Raw genomic sequence first — 16,113 nt, 5'->3', positions numbered from 1 at the left:
TACGACTTTACTGGTGGGCGGCGACCGGTTCGGACGCGCGTTCTGGCGCACCGCGCCCCGCGAGCCGGTCCCGCCACGCGGCGAGTACGGCCGCGTCGGTCGCCGGCGTCGCCAGGGACACCGTGAAGTAGGCGGCCAGAGACAGCAACAGGCCGTAGTACACGGGCTCGTTGGCGAGGATGCCGTAGGTCGCCATCAGGCCGACGACCGCGAGGCCGCCGACGATCACGGAGGCGAGCGCGCCCTGTGCGGTGCCGCGCTTCCACAGCAGGCCGCCGAGGATGGGGACGAGGAGGCCGCCGACGAGGAGGTTGTAGGCGACCGTCAGCGCCTCCACGACGTTGTTGAGCGCGATCGCCGTGCCGATCACGCCGATGCCCATGATGAGGATGAAGACCCTGTTGCCCCGCACCTCGTCGTGGCCGCCCTCGTCGTCCCGGTCCTTGACCGCTCCCCGCAGCCGCGACCAGATGTCGTTGTTGGCGACCGTGGCGCAGGCGATCAGCGCGCCCGACGACGTCGACATCACGGCGGCCAGGGCGGCGGCGAGGACCAACCCCCTTACGCCGACCGGGAGTTCGTCCTTGACGATGGTCGCGAAGGCGTCGTCCGGGCTGCCGAGGTTCGGGTAGAGGACCTTGGCCGCCGTGCCGATGACGGCGCCCGCGACGGCGTAGACGAGGCAGTAGGTGCCCGCGACCGTGCCGCCCCACCTGGCGGTCCTGTCGCTGCCCGCCGTGAACACGCGCTGCCAGATGTCCTGGCCGATGAGCATGCCGAACGTGTAGATCAGGACGTAGGTGAAGATCGTCTCGCCGCCGATGCCCAGCGGGTCGAAGTACCCGGTGGGCAGCTTCGCCTTCATCTCGCCGAAGCCGCCGGCCTTGACGACCGCGATGGGCAGCAGCAGGAGCAGCACGCCGATCGTCTTCACCACGAACTGCACCATGTCCGTCAGCGTGATCGACCACATGCCGCCGAGCGTCGAGTACGCGACGACGATCGAGCCGCCGAGGACGATCGCGAGGGTGCGGTTCATGTCGAAGAGGACGTCGAAGATCGTGGCGTAGGCGATGGTCGAGGTGACCGCCAGCATCAAGGTGTACGCCCACATGACGATGCCGGAGATGAGCCCCGCGCGACCGCCGTACCTGAGATCGAGCATCTCCGACACCGTGTACACCTTGAGGCGGGCGATGCGGGCGGAGAAGAAGACGGAGAGGGCGAGCAGGCCGAGGCCGATGGTGAAGACCATCCAGGCGCCGGACAGACCGTACTGATAGCCGAGACCGACTCCGCCGATGGTGGACGCGCCGCCCAGGACGATCGCGGCCATGGTGCCGGAGTACATGACGGGGCCCAGGCGGCGGCCCGCGACCAGGAAGTCGCTCTTGGACTTGGCGCGGCGCATGCCCCACCAGCCCATGGCCAGCATGCCGGCCAGGTAGACGACGATGACGGTGTAGTCGACGGCCATGTGGGGGCCTCCTTCGCGCGCTCTCGGGGTCGTCCCGGGGTCTCGGGGTGGCTTGCGTCGCGACTGACCCTAGGTGGCCGGAAAGCGGCTGCGAAGTGTACGTTTCATCCATCCGAGCCCCAGGCGATGGAGGAAACGTCCACCATGCCGGACCTCACGGTTCCGCCCACACCACCCGTGCTCCTCTCCGCCCTCCTGGCCCGCGAGGACCTGGGGCTGCGGCAGATCGCCGGACCGTCCGACCCCGACATCGCGATCCACTGGGCGCACACGTCGGAGATGCCGGACCCGTATCCGTACCTGCTGGGCGGCGAGCTGCTCCTCACCGCGGGCGTCCACATCCCGGACGCGGCCGGCTCGGATGGGGGTCCCCCCGGTCGAGCGAAGCCGGAACTGGGGGAGTACTTCGACGACTACGTCGCCCGGATCGTCGAGGCGGGCGGCGTGGCCCTCGGCTTCGGCGTCGCACCGGTCCACGACACCGTGCCGCGGGCCCTGGTCGCGGCCTGCGACCACTACGACCTCCCGCTCCTGGAGGTCCCGCCGCCCACCCCGTTCTCCCGCGTGGCCCGCGCAGTCTGGCAGCTGATGGCGCAGGCCCGCCTCGCCGAACTCCGCCGCGTCACCGAGGCCCAGCAGAGCCTCGCCGCAGCGGCCTCCCGCCCGGATCCGGTCCCTTCGGTGCTACGGCAGCTCGCCCAACGGGTCAGCGGGCGCGCGGTGTTGTTCGGGCCGGACGGCACGGAGATCGCGGCGGCGGGGCGGGCAGTCGGAGCGACGGGGCCGGAGGCGGGCCGCAGGGCGGCCTCGACGGGGTCGGAGGCGGGACGCAGGGCGGCCTCGACGGGAGCGGAGGCGGGACGCAGGGCGGCCTCGACGGGAGCGGAGTCGGAACGCGAAGCAGGCTCGACGGGAGCGGAGGCGGGACGCGAAGCAGGAGCGGCCGGCGCACAGGCTGGACACGGAGCAGGAGCGGCCGGCGCGCAGGCGAGCGGCGCGGAGGTGCGGGAGGCCTTGGCGGAGCTGGCACGGGTGGTCCGGCCCCCGGCCGCTCGCATCGCATCCCCCACCGCATCCCCTACGTCCCCCGTCTCATCCCCTACGTCCCCCACCTTCGCCTCCACCGACAGCGCACCCCCGAACCGCCCCGCCCCCACCCCCACCTCCGCCACCGACACCGTCCCCGGCGCCCATCTCGCCACGTACGCCCTGGGTACCGGTCAGGGTTTCGTCCTGGGTGTCGCCGCCCCGCAGCGCGCCCCCGGCGACCACACCATCGCCTCCGTCGCCGCCGTACTCCTCTCCCTCCTCACCGGCGAGCACCAGAGCCGCACGGGAGCGGACCGTTCGTCGGCGCTCGTACGGCTGCTGCTGGGCGCCCCGCCGGAGGACGTCGCGTCGCTGCTCGGCGGGGACCGGTGGGTCGTCGTGCACGCGGCGCCCGACGCCGGGACGGCCACCGCACACACGCCCACCCCCGACCCCGTCGCCGCGTCCGCGCTGGCCGCCGCCCTCGGTTCCACGCTGCTCGACCTGGCGCCGGACGTAGTACGGGTACTGGTCCCCGCGGATCGCGAACCCGCCCCGCAACCCGGCTGGACCCTAGGGGTCAGCGCCGCCGTCACTCCCGAGGCGTGGCCCGCCGCCGACACCCAGGCGTCCCGCGCCCTGGCCCGCGCCCGGGCGACCCGCACCCCGCTGGTCCGGCACGGTTCCGCCGGCCGCGCCGGTCTCGCCGAGCTGCTCCCCCACGGCGAGGCCGAGGCGCACGCCCGTACCCTTCTCGCCCCGCTCGCCGCCCACCCCGCGCTCACCGACACCCTGCGCACCTGGCTCTCGTTGCACGGGAGTTGGGACCGTACGGCGGTCGCCCTGGCCGTGCACCGCAACACCGTGCGGCAGCGGATCGCCCGGTGCGCGGCGCTGCTGGAGACGGACCTGGACGATCCGGACGTACGGATGGAGCTGTGGTTCGGCCTGCGCCACCTGTGAAGGGCACGTGTGAGTGATCCACATCCCAGCGTGCGGGACGTCGGGCACGCGCACAGCGCTCTGCTTCACAATGGGAGGCATGCCGATACCCGGGACCCCCAGCCGCGCCGAGCTCGTCGATCACCTCGTGAAGACCCGTATCGCGGGCGACGTAGCCACGCCCCGCGAGAACAACCTCTCGCACTACCGCAAGCTCGCGAACGGCGACCGTCACTACTGGTTCGGCCTGGAGCTCGGCAGCCGTTGGACCGACGAGCAGGACGTGCTCGCGGTGATGGCGGAGCGGGTGGGTGTGAACGACGATCCCGAGTACCGCTACGGCCAGGACACCATCGACCCGGAGCTGACGGTCGAGGGGCTCGACCGGCTGGCGGCGCGGTTGCGCAAGGCGGCCGACGGGCGGCAGCGGGTGCTCTTCGCGACCGGTCACCCGGGTGGCCTGCTGGACGTGCACCACGCCACGGCCGCCGCCCTGCGCACGGCCGGCTGCGAGATCGTCGTGATCCCGGAGGGGCTGCAGACGGAGGAGGGATACGTCATGCAGTTCGCGGACGTGGCCGTCCTGGAGCACGGCGCGACGCTGTGGCACACGCACTCCGGTGAGCCGATGAAGGCGATCCTCACCGCCCTGGAGCGCGAGGGCCGCCCGCTGCCGGACCTGGTCGTCGCCGACCACGGCTGGGCGGGGTACGCGGGGCGGCACGGGGTCGACTCCGTGGGGTACGCCGACTCGAACGACCCCGCGCTCTTCCTCGCCGAGTCCGAGGGAACCGTCCAGGTGACGGTCCCCCTCGACGACCACGTCGTCAGCCCCAGGTACTACGACCCGATGACGGCCTATCTGCTCGCGGAGGCGGGACTCAGCTGAGGGGCGGGACTCAACTCCCCTGTCACGGCCAGGGGTTGAGCCCCTCCGCCCGGCGCTGCGCGTACCCCGGTGTCGGGTCCAGATAGACCCGGTTCACCGACGGGAACGCCTCCCGCAGCCGCTGCTCGGCCTGTTCGCAGGCCCACTCGATCTGCGCGGCGCTCGACCGGTCCCGGAAGTCGATCTTCGCGGCCACCAGTGCCTCGCGCGGGCCCTGCACGAGGGTCGTCAACTCCAGTACGGCTTCGATGTGTTCGACCCCGAGCAGCTCCTCCCGGATACGGTCCCGCATGGCCTTGGGGAGAGGCCGGCCGATGAGGAGTTCCGCGTTGGAGCGGCCCAGCACCCAGGCGACGCAGAGCAGCAGGGCGCCGATGCACAGCGAGGCGATGCCGTCCCACACCCCTGAGCCCGTGAGCTGGCCGCCGAGCAGGCCGCCGGCCGCGAGGACCAGGCCGACCAAAGCGGCGGAGTCCTCAAGGACCACGGCCTTGACGGCGGTGTCGGGGGTGTAGCGGAGGTAGCGCTTGAAGCTGGCGTCGAAACGGGCCGCCTCGCCGCGCGCCTGGCGTACGCCCGTCCGCAGGGAGTAGCCCTCCAGGAGGAAGGCGACGCCGAGCACGATGTACGAGATCAGCGGGTCGCCGAGGTCCTCGCCGGCGACGAGGGTGTGGATGCCGTCGTAGATCGAGAAGACCGCGCCGCCGACGAAGGTGGCGACGGCGGCGAGCATCGCCCAGATGTAGCGCTCGGGGCCGTAGCCGAGGGGGTGTTCCTCGTCGGCGGGCTTGCTGCTGCGTTTGAGGGCGGTGAGGAGGAGGAGTTCGGTGACGGTGTCGGCGACCGAGTGCGCGGCCTCGGACAGCATCGCGCTGGAGCCGCTGATGACGCCGGCGACCGCCTTGGCCAGCGCGATCCCCAGGTTGGCCACGGCCGCGACGATCACCGTGACGGTGGACTCGCCGCCGCCGTCACCTTCCTCTGTATCTGCCATGCCCTCAGTGTTCCCGAGGAACCCGGACCACGCCCTCCTGAATGACGGAGATGGCCAGTTGACCGTCCCGCGTGTAGATCCGCGCCTGCCCGAGCCCCCGCCCGCCGGACGCCGACGGCGACTCCTGGTCGTAGAGCAGCCACTCGTCCGCGCGGAACGGCCGGTGGAACCACATCGCGTGGTCGAGGGAGGCCCCTACGACATCCCCTACGGCCCAGCCGCCGCGGCCGTGCGCGAGGAGGACGGAGTCCAGGAGGGTCATGTCGGAGACGTAGGTCGCGAGTACTACGTGGAGCAGGGGTTCGTCGACGGGGCCGTCCAGCTTGCCGTTGGTGCGGAACCACACCTGCGAGTGCGGTTCGCGCGGTGCGCCGAACCTGCCGTACGGCGGCTCCTCGACGTAGCGCAGGTCGATGGCCTCGCGGGCCTCGATGAACCTCTCCACGACCTCGGGGGCGATGTGGTCGTAGCCGCGCAGCCGGTCCTGCGAGGTGGGCAGGGTGGCCGGGTCGGGGGCGGACGGCATGGGGGCCTGGTGTTCGAGGCCGTCCTCGTGGCGCTGGAAGGACGCGGAGAGGGCGAAGATCGGCTGGCCGTGCTGGACCGCGACGACGCGGCGCGCGGTGAAGGAGCGGCCGTCGTTCATGCGCTCGACGGTGTAGACGATGGGCGCGCCGGGGTCGCCGGGGCGCAGGAAGTACGCGTGGAGGGAGTGGGCGAGACGGTCCGCGGAGACCGTCCGGCCGGCGGCGACCAGCGCCTGGGCGGCCACCTGTCCGCCGAAGACGCGGGGGACGACGGCGGACTGGGACTGGCCGCGGAAGATGTTCTCCTCGATCTGCTCAAGGTCGAGCAGATCGAGGAGTCCCTGAAGTGCCTTGCTCATGGCACCTTTTCTACGGGCCGGTAATTTCGGGGACCTTACAGGCCCATGTCCTTCGCGATGATCGTCTTCATGATCTCGCTGGTGCCGCCGTAGATGCGGTTGACGCGGTTGTCCGCGTACAGGCGGGCGATCGGGTACTCGTTCATGAAGCCGTAGCCGCCGTGCAGTTGGAGGCAGCGGTCGATCACGCGGTGGGCGACCTCGGTGGTGAACAGCTTGGCGCTGGCCGCCTCGGCGGGGGTCAGCTCGCCGGCGTCCAGGGCCTCGGTCGCGCGGTCGACGACGGCCTCGGCGGCGTCCACCTCGGCCTGGCAGGCGGCCAGTTCGAACTTGGTGTTCTGGAACGCGGCGACGGGCTGACCGAAGACCACGCGCTCCTGGACGTACTGCTTCGCGAACCGGACGGCGGCCTTGGCCTGCGCGTACGCGCCGAAGGCGATGCCCCAGCGCTCGGAGGCGAGGTTGTGGCCGAGGTAGGAGAAGCCCTTGTTCTCCTCGCCGAGGAGGTCCTCGGCCGGGACCTTCACGTCGACGAACGCCAGCTCGGCGGTGTCGGAGGTCTTCAGGCCGAGCTTGTCGAGCTTGCGGCCGACCGAGTAGCCCTCGGCCTTGGTGTCCACCACGAAGAGGGAGATGCCGTGACGGCGGTCCTCCTTGGTGGACGGGGAGGTGCGGGCGCAGACGATCATGCGGTCGGCGTGCACACCGCCGGTGATGAAGGTCTTGGCGCCGTTGAGGACGTAGTGCGTGCCGTCCTCGGAGAGCTTGGCGGTGGTCTTCATGCCCGCGAGGTCGGAGCCGGTGCCCGGCTCGGTCATCGCGATGGCCCACATCTCCTCGCCGGAGACGAACTTCGGCAGGAACTTCTTCTTCTGCTCGTCGTTGGCGAGCAGCTTGATGTAGGGCAGGCCGAGCAGCACGTGCACACCGGAGCCGCCGAAGGAGACACCCGCGCGCGCGGTCTCCTCGTAGAGGACGGCCTCGAACTTGTACGAGTCGATGCCCGCGCCGCCGTACTCCTCGTCCACGCGGATGCCGAAGACGCCGAGCTCGGCGAGCTTGTAGTAGAACTCGCGCGGCGCCTGGCCGGCGGCGAACCACTCGTCGTAGACCGGGACGACCTCGGCCTCGATGAAGGCGCGCAGGGTCTCCCGGAACGCCTCGTGGTCCTCGTCAAACACCGTACGGCGCACCGCCGCCACCTCCAGCTAGCCCAGGGTCCATTTCTAAGCGCTTGCTCAGAACCTCACGGTACCGGCGAGTAGGAGGAGCGTCCAGCGGAACGAGTACGTAACGCTCGTCACGCCGTCGCTCCACTCACCCACCCGCTCTTCGCCCACCCACCCGCCCGACTCGGTAGGCCGAGCGCCCCCGACACGGGACTCCGCCCCGGACCCCACCCCCCTCACTCCCCCAATGCCGCCGCCCCCAACGCCCCCTTCGCCATCCGATGCAGCAACTCCGCCGTAGCCCCCCGCCCCGGCAGCGACCCCGGCCTCCCCAGATGCGGAGTCGAGTTCAGCAGCCCGAACACCGAGTGCACCGCCGACCGTGCGCTGGGTTCGGCCAGGTCCGGGAACACCTCTCGTACGACCTCGACCCACAACTCGACGTACTGGCGCTGGAGTTGACGCACCAGCTTGCGGTCCGTGTCCCGGAGGCGGTCCAGCTCGCGGTCGTGGAGGGTGATCAGGGGGCGGTCGTCGAGGGCGAAGTCGATGTGGCCCTCGATGAGGGAGTCGAGGAGCGGCTCCGCGGAGGTCACGCCCTCCGCCTCCGCCAGGCGGCGCTTCGCGCCCGTGAGCAGCTGGCCGCTGATGCCGACCAGGAGCTCGGCGAGCATCGCGTCCTTGCCGGGGAAGTGGCGGTACAGGCCGGGCCCGCTGATGCCGACGGCCGCGCCTATCTCGTCGACCCCGACGCCGTGGAAACCCCGCTCGGCGAAGAGCCGCGCGGCCTCCTTGAGGATCTGCTCGCGACGGGTGGGGGCGTCGGTTCTCGTGGTCATGGAAGCAATTCTAGACAGGGAGGTTAGCGGTCGTTAACCTGAAGGAAATGGTTAACGCTCATTAACAGTCGAGAGCGGCCGATCGCTGTGCGAGGGGACCCACGGAATGCAAGAGGCACCGGAGCTGACGAGCGCGGCCGATCCCGCGTCGGAGGCATGGCGGGCCAACGAGGCGGCGCACCGCGCGCTGGGCGAGGAGCTGCGGCAGAAGCTCGCCGCGGCCCGGCTCGGCGGCGGTGAGCGGGCCCGGGACCGGCACACCGCGCGCGGCAAGCTGCTCCCCCGCGACCGCGTCGACACACTGCTCGACCCGGGCTCACCCTTCCTGGAGCTGGCTCCCCTCGCCGCCGACGGGATGTACGACGGAGCCGCCCCGGCCGCCGGTGTCATCGCCGGCATCGGCCGGGTCAGCGGCCGTGAGTGCGTGATCGTCGCGAACGACGCCACGGTCAAGGGCGGCACGTACTACCCGATGACCGTGAAGAAGCATCTGCGCGCCCAGGAGATCGCCCTCGAAAACCGCCTCCCCTGTATCTACCTCGTCGACTCCGGGGGCGCGTTCCTGCCCATGCAGGACGAGGTGTTCCCGGACCGGGACCACTTCGGGCGGATCTTCTACAACCAGGCCCGGATGTCGGGGGCCGGGATTCCGCAGATCGCTGCCGTGCTCGGGTCCTGTACCGCCGGCGGCGCCTACGTCCCCGCCATGAGCGACGAGGCCGTCATCGTCCGGAATCAGGGCACGATCTTCCTGGGCGGCCCGCCCCTCGTGAAGGCCGCCACCGGCGAGGTCGTCACCGCCGAGGAGCTGGGCGGCGGCGACGTCCACGCACGCGTGTCGGGCGTCACCGACCACCTCGCGGAGGACGACGCGCACGCGCTGCGGATCGTCCGCACCATCGCCGCCACACTCCCCGCGCGCGGAGCCCTCCCCTGGGAGGTCACCGAGTCGGTGGAGCCGAAGGTCGACCCGTACGGGATCTACGGCGCCGTCCCCGTCGACTCCCGTACCCCCTACGACGTACGGGAGATCATCGCGCGCGTGGTCGACGGCTCCCGGTTCGCCGAGTTCAAGGCCGAGTTCGGGCAGACCCTGGTCACCGGCTTCGCCCGCGTTCACGGCCACCCCGTCGGCATCGTCGCCAACAACGGCATCCTGTTCTCCGAGTCCGCCCAGAAGGGCGCCCACTTCATCGAGCTGTGCGACCAGCGCGGCATCCCCCTGGTGTTCCTCCAGAACATCTCGGGGTTCATGGTCGGCAAGGACTACGAGGCGGGCGGCATCGCCAAACACGGCGCCAAGATGGTCACCGCCGTCGCCTGCGCGCGCGTGCCCAAGCTGACGGTTGTCGTCGGCGGCTCGTACGGCGCGGGCAACTACTCGATGTGCGGCCGGGCGTACTCCCCCCGCTTCCTGTGGATGTGGCCCGGCGCCAAGATCTCCGTGATGGGCGGCGAGCAGGCCGCGTCGGTCCTCGCGACCGTGAAGCGGGACCAGTTGGAGGGGCGCGGGGAGTCCTGGCCGACCGAGGACGAGGACGCCTTCAAGGACCCGATCCGGCAGCAGTACGAGCGCCAGGGCAACGCCTACTACGCCACCGCCCGGCTCTGGGACGACGGGGTCATCGACCCGACGGAGACCCGCCAGGTGCTGGGACTCGCCCTGACCGCCTGTGCCAACGCGCCGCTGGGAGACCCCCAGTTCGGCGTCTTCCGGATGTGATGAGGGTGCCCGAGATGGTCGACACATTCGAGAATCCCGAGACGCCCGAGGTCCCCGTGAATCCCGATACGCCCGAGGTCCCCGTGATGTTCAAGACGGTCCTTGTCGCCAACCGGGGCGAGATCGCGGTCCGCGTCATCCGCACCCTGCGCTCCCTCGGCGTGCGCTCGGTTGCCGTCTTCTCCGACGCCGACGCGGACGCCCGACACGTCCGCGAGGCCGACACGGCGGTACGGCTCGGCCCGGCACCGGCCGCCGAGAGCTACCTGTCGGTGGAGCGGCTCCTGGAGGCGGCGGCCCGCTCCGGCGCGCAGGCCGTGCACCCGGGCTACGGCTTCCTCGCCGAGAACGCGGCCTTCGCGCGCGCGTGCGCCGACGCCGGGCTGGTCTTCATCGGTCCCCCGGCGGACGCGATCGCCCTCATGGGGGACAAGATCCGCGCCAAGGAGACGGTGGAGGCGGCCGGGGTCCCGGTCGTCCCCGGCGGACGCGACCCCGAACTGACCAAGGCGGCGCATGAGTTGGGCGCCCCCGTCCTCCTCAAGCCGTCGGCCGGAGGTGGCGGCAAGGGCATGCGCCTGGTCCGCGACCTCACCCTCCTGGAGGAGGAGATCGCCGCCGCCCGCCGCGAGGCCCGCGCCTCCTTCGGCGACGACACCCTCCTGGTCGAGCGCTGGGTCGACCGCCCCCGCCACATCGAGATCCAGATCCTGGCCGACGGCCACGGCAACGTCGTCCACCTCGGCGAACGCGAGTGCTCCTTGCAGCGCCGCCACCAGAAGGTCGTCGAGGAGGCCCCGAGCGTTCTCCTGGACGAGGCCACGCGCGCGGCGATGGGCGAGGCGGCGGTCCAGGCGGCCCGCTCGTGCGGGTACGCGGGCGCGGGCACGGTCGAGTTCATCGTGCCGGGCAGCGACCCCTCGTCGTACTACTTCATGGAGATGAACACCCGCCTCCAAGTGGAGCACCCGGTGACGGAGTTGGTGACCGGCCTCGACCTCGTGGAGTGGCAGCTGCGGGTGGCGGCCGGCGAGCGACTGCCCTTCGCACAGGACGCCATCACCCTCACCGGGCACGCGATCGAGGCCCGCGTCTGCGCCGAGACCGTGTCCGTCAAAGAGGGCGCACGGGGGTTCCTCCCCTCCGGCGGCACCGTCCTGAAACTGAACGAACCCTCGGGCGACGGCATCCGCACCGACTCCGGCCTCTCCGAAGGCACCGAGGTCGGCAGTCTCTACGACCCGATGCTCTCCAAGGTCATCGCCTACGGCCCCGACCGCGCGACCGCGCTCAGGAAGCTCCGGGCGGCCCTCGCGGACACGGTGACGCTGGGCGTGCCGACGAACGCCGGTTTCCTGCGGCGCCTGCTGGCCCATCCGGCGGTCGTGGCGGGCGAGTTGGACACCGGGCTCGTCGAGCGGGAGGCGGACGGGCTCGTGCCCGGCGAGGTACCGGTGGAGGTCTACGCGGCGGCGGCGCTGCTGCGGCACGCGGCGCTCGCGCCCGGGCGGGGCTCCGGCTGGGCCGACCCGTTCGCCGCCACGGACGGCTGGCGGCTGGGCGGGGAGCGGGCCTGGACGGCGCATCCGCTCCAGGTGCCGGGCCACGACCCGGTGACCGTGCGCGTACGCCGCACGCCCGAGGGCGGGACCGAACTCCTGCCGGACGGCGCCGAGAAGCCGCTCGGCGGGTTCGGCCGGTCCGGGCCCGACGGCCGGTTCGTTCTGCGGCTCGACGGACTCGTCCACACCTTCACCGCCCTGCCGGACGGCACCTGGCTGGGCCGGGACGGGGACGCGTGGCAGGTGCGGGACCACGATCCGGTGGCCGCGTCGCTCAGCGGGGCCGACCGGTCCGGTGCCGGTTCGCTGACCGCGCCGATGCCGGGGACGGTGACCGTGGTGAAGGTCGCCGTGGGGGACCAAGTGACCGCGGGGCAGAGCCTGTTGGTGGTGGAGGCGATGAAGATGGAGCACGTCGTCTCCGCGCCGCACGCCGGCACCGTCGCCGAACTCGACGTGACACCCGGCGCGACGGTCGCCATGGACCAGGTGCTGGCCGTCGTCACACCCGTGGAGGAGGACCAGTGACACGCGGACCGGAGACACTCCCGATGGTCGTACCGTCCCCCGATCTGCCCGCCCGGGTGCGCATCCACGAAGTGGGCGCGCGGGACGGACTGCAGAACGAGAAGGCGACCGTGCCCACGGAGGTGAAGGCCGAGTTCGTGCGGCGGCTGGCCGACGCGGGCCTGACCACGATCGAGGCGACCAGCTTCGTCCACCCCAAGTGGGTGCCCCAACTGGCCGACGCCGAGCAGCTGTTCCCGCTCGTGCGGGACCTGCCGGGCGTACACCTCCCCGTCCTGGTGCCGAACGCCCGCGGACTCGACCGGGCCCTGGCCCTGAAGGCGACCCGCGTCGCCGTCTTCGCCAGCGCCACCGAGTCCTTCGCCAAGGCCAACCTCAACCGCACGGTGGACGAGTCGCTGGCCGTGTTCGCCCCCGTGGTGGCCCGCGCCAAGGACGAGGGCGCCCAGGTGCGCGGCTACGTCTCCATGTGCTTCGGCGACCCCTGGGAGGGCGCGGTCCCCATCGCCCAAGTCGCGCGCGTCTGCCGGGCGTTGGTCGACATGGGCTGCGACGAGCTGAGCCTCGGCGACACGATCGGGGTGGCAACTCCCGGCCATGTGCTGGAGTTGCTGGCCGCGCTCAATGAACAGGGCGTCCCCACCACCCTGTTGGGCGTCCACTTCCACGACACCTACGGCCAGGCCCTCGCCAACACCCTGGCCGCCCTCCAGCACGGCGTCACCACCGTGGACGCCTCCGCGGGCGGCCTCGGCGGCTGCCCGTTCGCCAAGTCCGCCACCGGCAACCTCGCCACCGAAGACCTCGTGTGGATGCTCCAGGGTCTCGGCATCGACTCCGGAGTCGACCTCGCCCGTCTCACCGCCACCAGCGTGTGGATGGCCGAACAACTGGGCCGACCCAGCCCGTCCCGCACCGTCCGAGCACTCGGTAAAACAACACAGCCCCACAAGGAGCAGTGACCCGCCATGGACCACCGTCTCTCCCCCGAGCTGGAAGAACTCCGCCGTACGGTCGAGGAGTTCGCGCACGACGTCGTCGCGCCGAAGATCGGCGACTTCTACGAGCGGCACGAGTTCCCGTACGAGATCGTCCGCGAGATGGGCCGCATGGGCCTGTTCGGGCTGCCGTTCCCCGAGGAGTACGGCGGGATGGGCGGCGACTATCTGGCGCTCGGCCTGGTCCTTGAGGAGCTGGCCCGGGTCGACTCGTCGGTCGCGATCACGTTGGAGGCCGGGGTGTCGCTCGGCGCGATGCCGATCCACCTCTTCGGCACCGACGCCCAGAAGGCCGAGTGGCTGCCCCGGCTGTGCTCCGGCGAGATCCTCGGCGCCTTCGGGCTGACCGAGCCGGACGGCGGCTCCGACGCGGGCGCCACGCGGACGACGGCCCGCCTGGACCCGGACACCGACGAATGGGTGATCAACGGTTCCAAGTGCTTCATCACCAACTCCGGTACGGACATCACCGGTCTGGTGACGGTCACCGCGGTCACCGGCCGCAAGCCCGACGGCAAGCCGCTGATCTCCTCGATCATCGTGCCGTCCGGGACCCCCGGCTTCACGGTGGCGGCGCCGTACTCGAAGGTCGGCTGGAACGCCTCCGACACCCGCGAGCTGTCCTTCGCGGACGTCCGGGTCCCGGCGGCGAACCTGCTCGGCGAACTCGGCCGCGGCTACGCCCAGTTCCTGCGCATTCTCGACGAGGGCCGCATCGCCATCGCGGCGCTGGCCACCGGTCTCGCCCAGGGCTGTGTCGACGAGTCGGTGAAGTACGCCAAGGAACGGCACGCGTTCGGGCGGCCGATCGGCGCCAACCAGGCCATCCAGTTCAAGATCGCCGACATGGAGATGAAGGCCCACACCTCCAGGCTGTCCTGGCGCGACGCGGCCTCCCGCCTGGTCGCCGGGGAGCCCTTCAAGAAGGAGGCGGCCCTCGCCAAGCTGTACTCCTCGACCATCGCCGTGGACAACGCGCGCGACGCCACCCAGGTGCACGGCGGCTACGGCTTCATGAACGAGTACCCGGTGGCCCGCATGTGGCGCGACTCCAAGATCCTGGAGATCGGCGAGGGCACCAGCGAGGTCCAACGGATGCTGATCGCCCGCGAGTTGGGCCTCACGGGCTGACAGCCGGCTGAACGGGCTCAGGTGTCGGGGCGCCCAGGCCCGCCGACAACTCCCCTGAGATCAGGGCGATGTGGCGGTAGGCCCGTTCGGCGGCGGCCAACACCTTTTCCTGTACGGCGGGTTCGCCGAGCGCGCGGTCGAGGCGTTCGGTGAAGGCCGCCCAGCGGGTGCGGTCGCCGCTGCCGTAGTACGAGGCACCGTTCCCGTCCGTGAGCCGGTACGCCTCGGTGACGTACCGGCACAGGAACATCGCGCCGAGGGTGGAGCCCTCCAACACGTAGAGGAAGCCGAGGAGTTCACGGGGTTCGGCCGCGGCGGTGCGCCGGATCTCCTCGGCGAACTCCTCGGCGGCCGGGCCGGGTTCGGGGAGGGCGCCCTGGGCGGCGGCGAAGTGGTGCAGGTCGCGTTCGACGAGAGGGAGCTTGACGAGGTCCGGCGACCACACCGAGGTGACGGACGGGCAGGTGGCGCGGGCGAGTTCGGCTTCCAGGGCCGACAACACCACGCGGTAGGCGGCGAGTTGGCCGACGTAGCGGTCGAGTGGCAGAGTCCCGGCGAGCATCGCGGTGGCGAACCCGGTGCTCTCCAGAGCCTGGTGCCAGGCGCGGGTGCCGTTCCTCAGGCGTCCGCTCAGCAGGTCCGTCATTCGCCGCTCCGCTGCCGGACCGTCGCGAGCAGACGGTCGATGAGGTGGCCCTTGCGTTCGATCGTCACGTCGAAGTAGGCGGCGCTGCGCTCGGAGCGGCACACCCCGTGGACGGCGTCCTTCGCGGCACGCTTGAGGGCCACGGCCTCCTCGGCGAGCGCGAGGAGCGTGCGCTCCAGTTGGGGGTGACCGAGAACGTACGGTTTGAAGTCCTCACCGGGCGGTACGCCGCCGTCCTCGTCGAGGAGTTCCAGGAAGACCCGGTTGCCCAGACCGTCGAAGTCCTCGTGGGTGTTGGCGCCGCCGAACTCGGGCACGAAGTCGGTCAGGTCGTTGAACAGCTGGCTGGCGAGGCCCAGTTGGCGCATCGCACCGTCCAGTGCGAGCCGGTCGTCCTCGACCACCCGCAGCCCCGCGACCGCCGCGTCGAGCGGCATCCAGAACAGGGTTCCGGTCTTGAGCGCGGCCGTCGACTCCCAGAAGTCGACCCGTGTGGCGCGCGGCGCGGCCAGCAGCTCCGCGCGCGTGAGCGCCGTACGCGAGGACATGTCGACGGCCTGCCCGGTGAAGCCGCTGCCGACCGAGCGCACCAGGCTGTCCACGACGGCGGGGTCGGCCGCGTGCCGGAGCGCGGACATGATCAGCCAGGCGCCGGTGTTGAGGGCGAGCGGGGTGCCGTGGGTGGTGTGGAGGGCGGGTTCGCCGTAGCGGACGTCGCTGTCGTCCTGGATGTCGTCGAGGGCCACGGCGGCCTTCAGCAGAATCCTTACGGCAACTGCCGTGCGGCGGATGACCGCGAGGTCGGAAGCGGTGTCCGCCCTCTCGGGGGACCTCTCCGCCTTCCCGGAGAACCCTTCCGCCCCCTCGGGGAACCCCCGGTAGTTGCGGTACGCCCAGTACACCATCGAGGGCCGCAGCGGAGCCCGGCCGCCGGGTGCTCCGGCCGTGGGGGGCAGCGCCTGCTGGCCCACCTTCGAGCCGAGGGCGTCGGCGACCGGTTCGTACAGGGCGCGGCGCAGGGCCGTGTCGTGGACGGAGACCGCCGCCGCCCGCGCCGGGGCGGTCAGCGCGTCGAGGAACTCGGCGAGGTCGTCCTCCAGCAGGGCCGCGTCGCTCCGGACCACCGCTTCCACGTCCGTCACATCCATCGTGGTAGCCACTCCACCTCCGCAGACGACCGAACAGCAGCGCGCAGATCCCCGTAGAAGGAGCGTGATCACAACGGGCGGACGAGACAAGGCGGTTGAAAGCCAAATCGCATAGGACACGGGCTCATAGGCCCGGCACAGGACAGGCGCGG

The 16,113-nt window shown here is 71.4% G+C and carries 13 protein-coding genes; 6 read left to right on the top strand and 7 right to left on the bottom strand.

The window, feature by feature from the left end; all coding sequences use genetic code 11:
• Nucleotides 1–7 precede the first annotated feature (7 nt).
• Nucleotides 8–1,477, bottom strand: a complete 1,470-nt coding sequence (locus tag OG226_RS31520) for a sodium:solute symporter (RefSeq protein ID WP_329350787.1) — start codon at nucleotides 1,475–1,477, stop codon at nucleotides 8–10.
• 144 nt (nucleotides 1,478–1,621) lie between these two features.
• Between OG226_RS31520 and OG226_RS31515 the strand changes: the two genes are divergently transcribed.
• Entirely contained in the window at nucleotides 1,622–3,469 is a 1,848-nt protein-coding gene (locus tag OG226_RS31515) for a PucR family transcriptional regulator ligand-binding domain-containing protein (protein ID WP_329350786.1), read from the top strand.
• 79 nt (nucleotides 3,470–3,548) lie between these two features.
• The gene (locus tag OG226_RS31510) at nucleotides 3,549–4,337 is read left to right on the top strand and encodes a phosphatase (protein WP_328683199.1); all 789 of its coding nucleotides are present in this window, start codon (nucleotides 3,549–3,551) and stop codon (nucleotides 4,335–4,337) included.
• Nucleotides 4,338–4,359: 22 nt separating this feature from the next.
• Here OG226_RS31510 and OG226_RS31505 read toward each other — a convergent pair whose 3' ends face one another.
• The 4 genes from OG226_RS31505 to OG226_RS31490 all read right to left on the bottom strand — a co-directional run bounded on the left by OG226_RS31505 (nucleotide 4,360) and on the right by OG226_RS31490 (nucleotide 8,225).
• Nucleotides 4,360–5,331 carry a cation diffusion facilitator family transporter gene (locus OG226_RS31505; protein ID WP_328683198.1) on the bottom strand — a complete coding sequence of 324 codons (972 nt, stop codon included), beginning with the start codon at nucleotides 5,329–5,331 and terminating at the stop codon, nucleotides 4,360–4,362.
• Nucleotides 5,332–5,335: 4 nt separating this feature from the next.
• The gene (locus OG226_RS31500) at nucleotides 5,336–6,217 is read right to left on the bottom strand and encodes an acyl-CoA thioesterase (RefSeq protein WP_328683197.1); all 882 of its coding nucleotides are present in this window, start codon (nucleotides 6,215–6,217) and stop codon (nucleotides 5,336–5,338) included.
• Between the two features lie 35 nt (nucleotides 6,218–6,252).
• A complete protein-coding gene (locus OG226_RS31495; protein WP_328683196.1) occupies nucleotides 6,253–7,410 on the bottom strand; it encodes an acyl-CoA dehydrogenase family protein in 1,158 nt (385 codons plus the stop codon).
• Nucleotides 7,411–7,622: 212 nt separating this feature from the next.
• Nucleotides 7,623–8,225, bottom strand: a complete 603-nt coding sequence (locus OG226_RS31490) for an SACE_7040 family transcriptional regulator (RefSeq protein ID WP_329350785.1) — start codon at nucleotides 8,223–8,225, stop codon at nucleotides 7,623–7,625.
• Nucleotides 8,226–8,331: 106 nt separating this feature from the next.
• On the opposite strand from OG226_RS31490, the gene OG226_RS31485 reads away from it, so the two are divergent.
• The 4 genes from OG226_RS31485 to OG226_RS31470 all read left to right on the top strand — a co-directional run bounded on the left by OG226_RS31485 (nucleotide 8,332) and on the right by OG226_RS31470 (nucleotide 14,167).
• Nucleotides 8,332–9,948, top strand: a complete 1,617-nt coding sequence (locus OG226_RS31485) for a carboxyl transferase domain-containing protein (protein ID WP_328683194.1) — start codon at nucleotides 8,332–8,334, stop codon at nucleotides 9,946–9,948.
• 86 nt (nucleotides 9,949–10,034) lie between these two features.
• Nucleotides 10,035–12,038 (top strand): acetyl/propionyl/methylcrotonyl-CoA carboxylase subunit alpha, encoded by a 2,004-nt coding sequence (locus OG226_RS31480; RefSeq protein ID WP_329353565.1) that lies wholly within the window; start codon nucleotides 10,035–10,037, stop codon nucleotides 12,036–12,038.
• A 23-nt stretch (nucleotides 12,039–12,061) separates the two neighbouring features.
• The gene (locus tag OG226_RS31475) at nucleotides 12,062–13,000 is read left to right on the top strand and encodes a hydroxymethylglutaryl-CoA lyase (RefSeq protein ID WP_329353563.1); all 939 of its coding nucleotides are present in this window, start codon (nucleotides 12,062–12,064) and stop codon (nucleotides 12,998–13,000) included.
• A 6-nt stretch (nucleotides 13,001–13,006) separates the two neighbouring features.
• Nucleotides 13,007–14,167: an acyl-CoA dehydrogenase family protein gene (locus OG226_RS31470; RefSeq protein WP_329350783.1), complete on the top strand. Its 1,161-nt coding sequence runs from the start codon at nucleotides 13,007–13,009 to the stop codon at nucleotides 14,165–14,167.
• Here the strand turns inward: OG226_RS31470 and OG226_RS31465 are convergent.
• Nucleotides 14,157–14,813, bottom strand: a complete 657-nt coding sequence (locus OG226_RS31465) for a biliverdin-producing heme oxygenase (protein ID WP_329350781.1) — start codon at nucleotides 14,811–14,813, stop codon at nucleotides 14,157–14,159. The genes OG226_RS31470 and OG226_RS31465 overlap by 11 nt on opposite strands.
• On the bottom strand, nucleotides 14,810–15,973 hold the full coding sequence (locus tag OG226_RS31460; RefSeq protein WP_329350780.1) for a polyprenyl synthetase family protein: 1,164 nt from the start codon (nucleotides 15,971–15,973) through the stop codon (nucleotides 14,810–14,812). The genes OG226_RS31465 and OG226_RS31460 overlap by 4 nt, the downstream gene beginning before the upstream one ends.
• Nucleotides 15,974–16,113: the final 140 nt, after the last annotated feature.

The sequence above is a fragment of the Streptomyces sp. NBC_01261 genome (assembly GCF_036226385.1).
Taxonomy (GTDB): Bacteria; Actinomycetota; Actinomycetes; order Streptomycetales; family Streptomycetaceae; genus Streptomyces.
The sequence above is the reverse complement of the archived record's forward strand: the minus strand, read 5'-3'. Positions and strand labels throughout refer to the sequence as shown.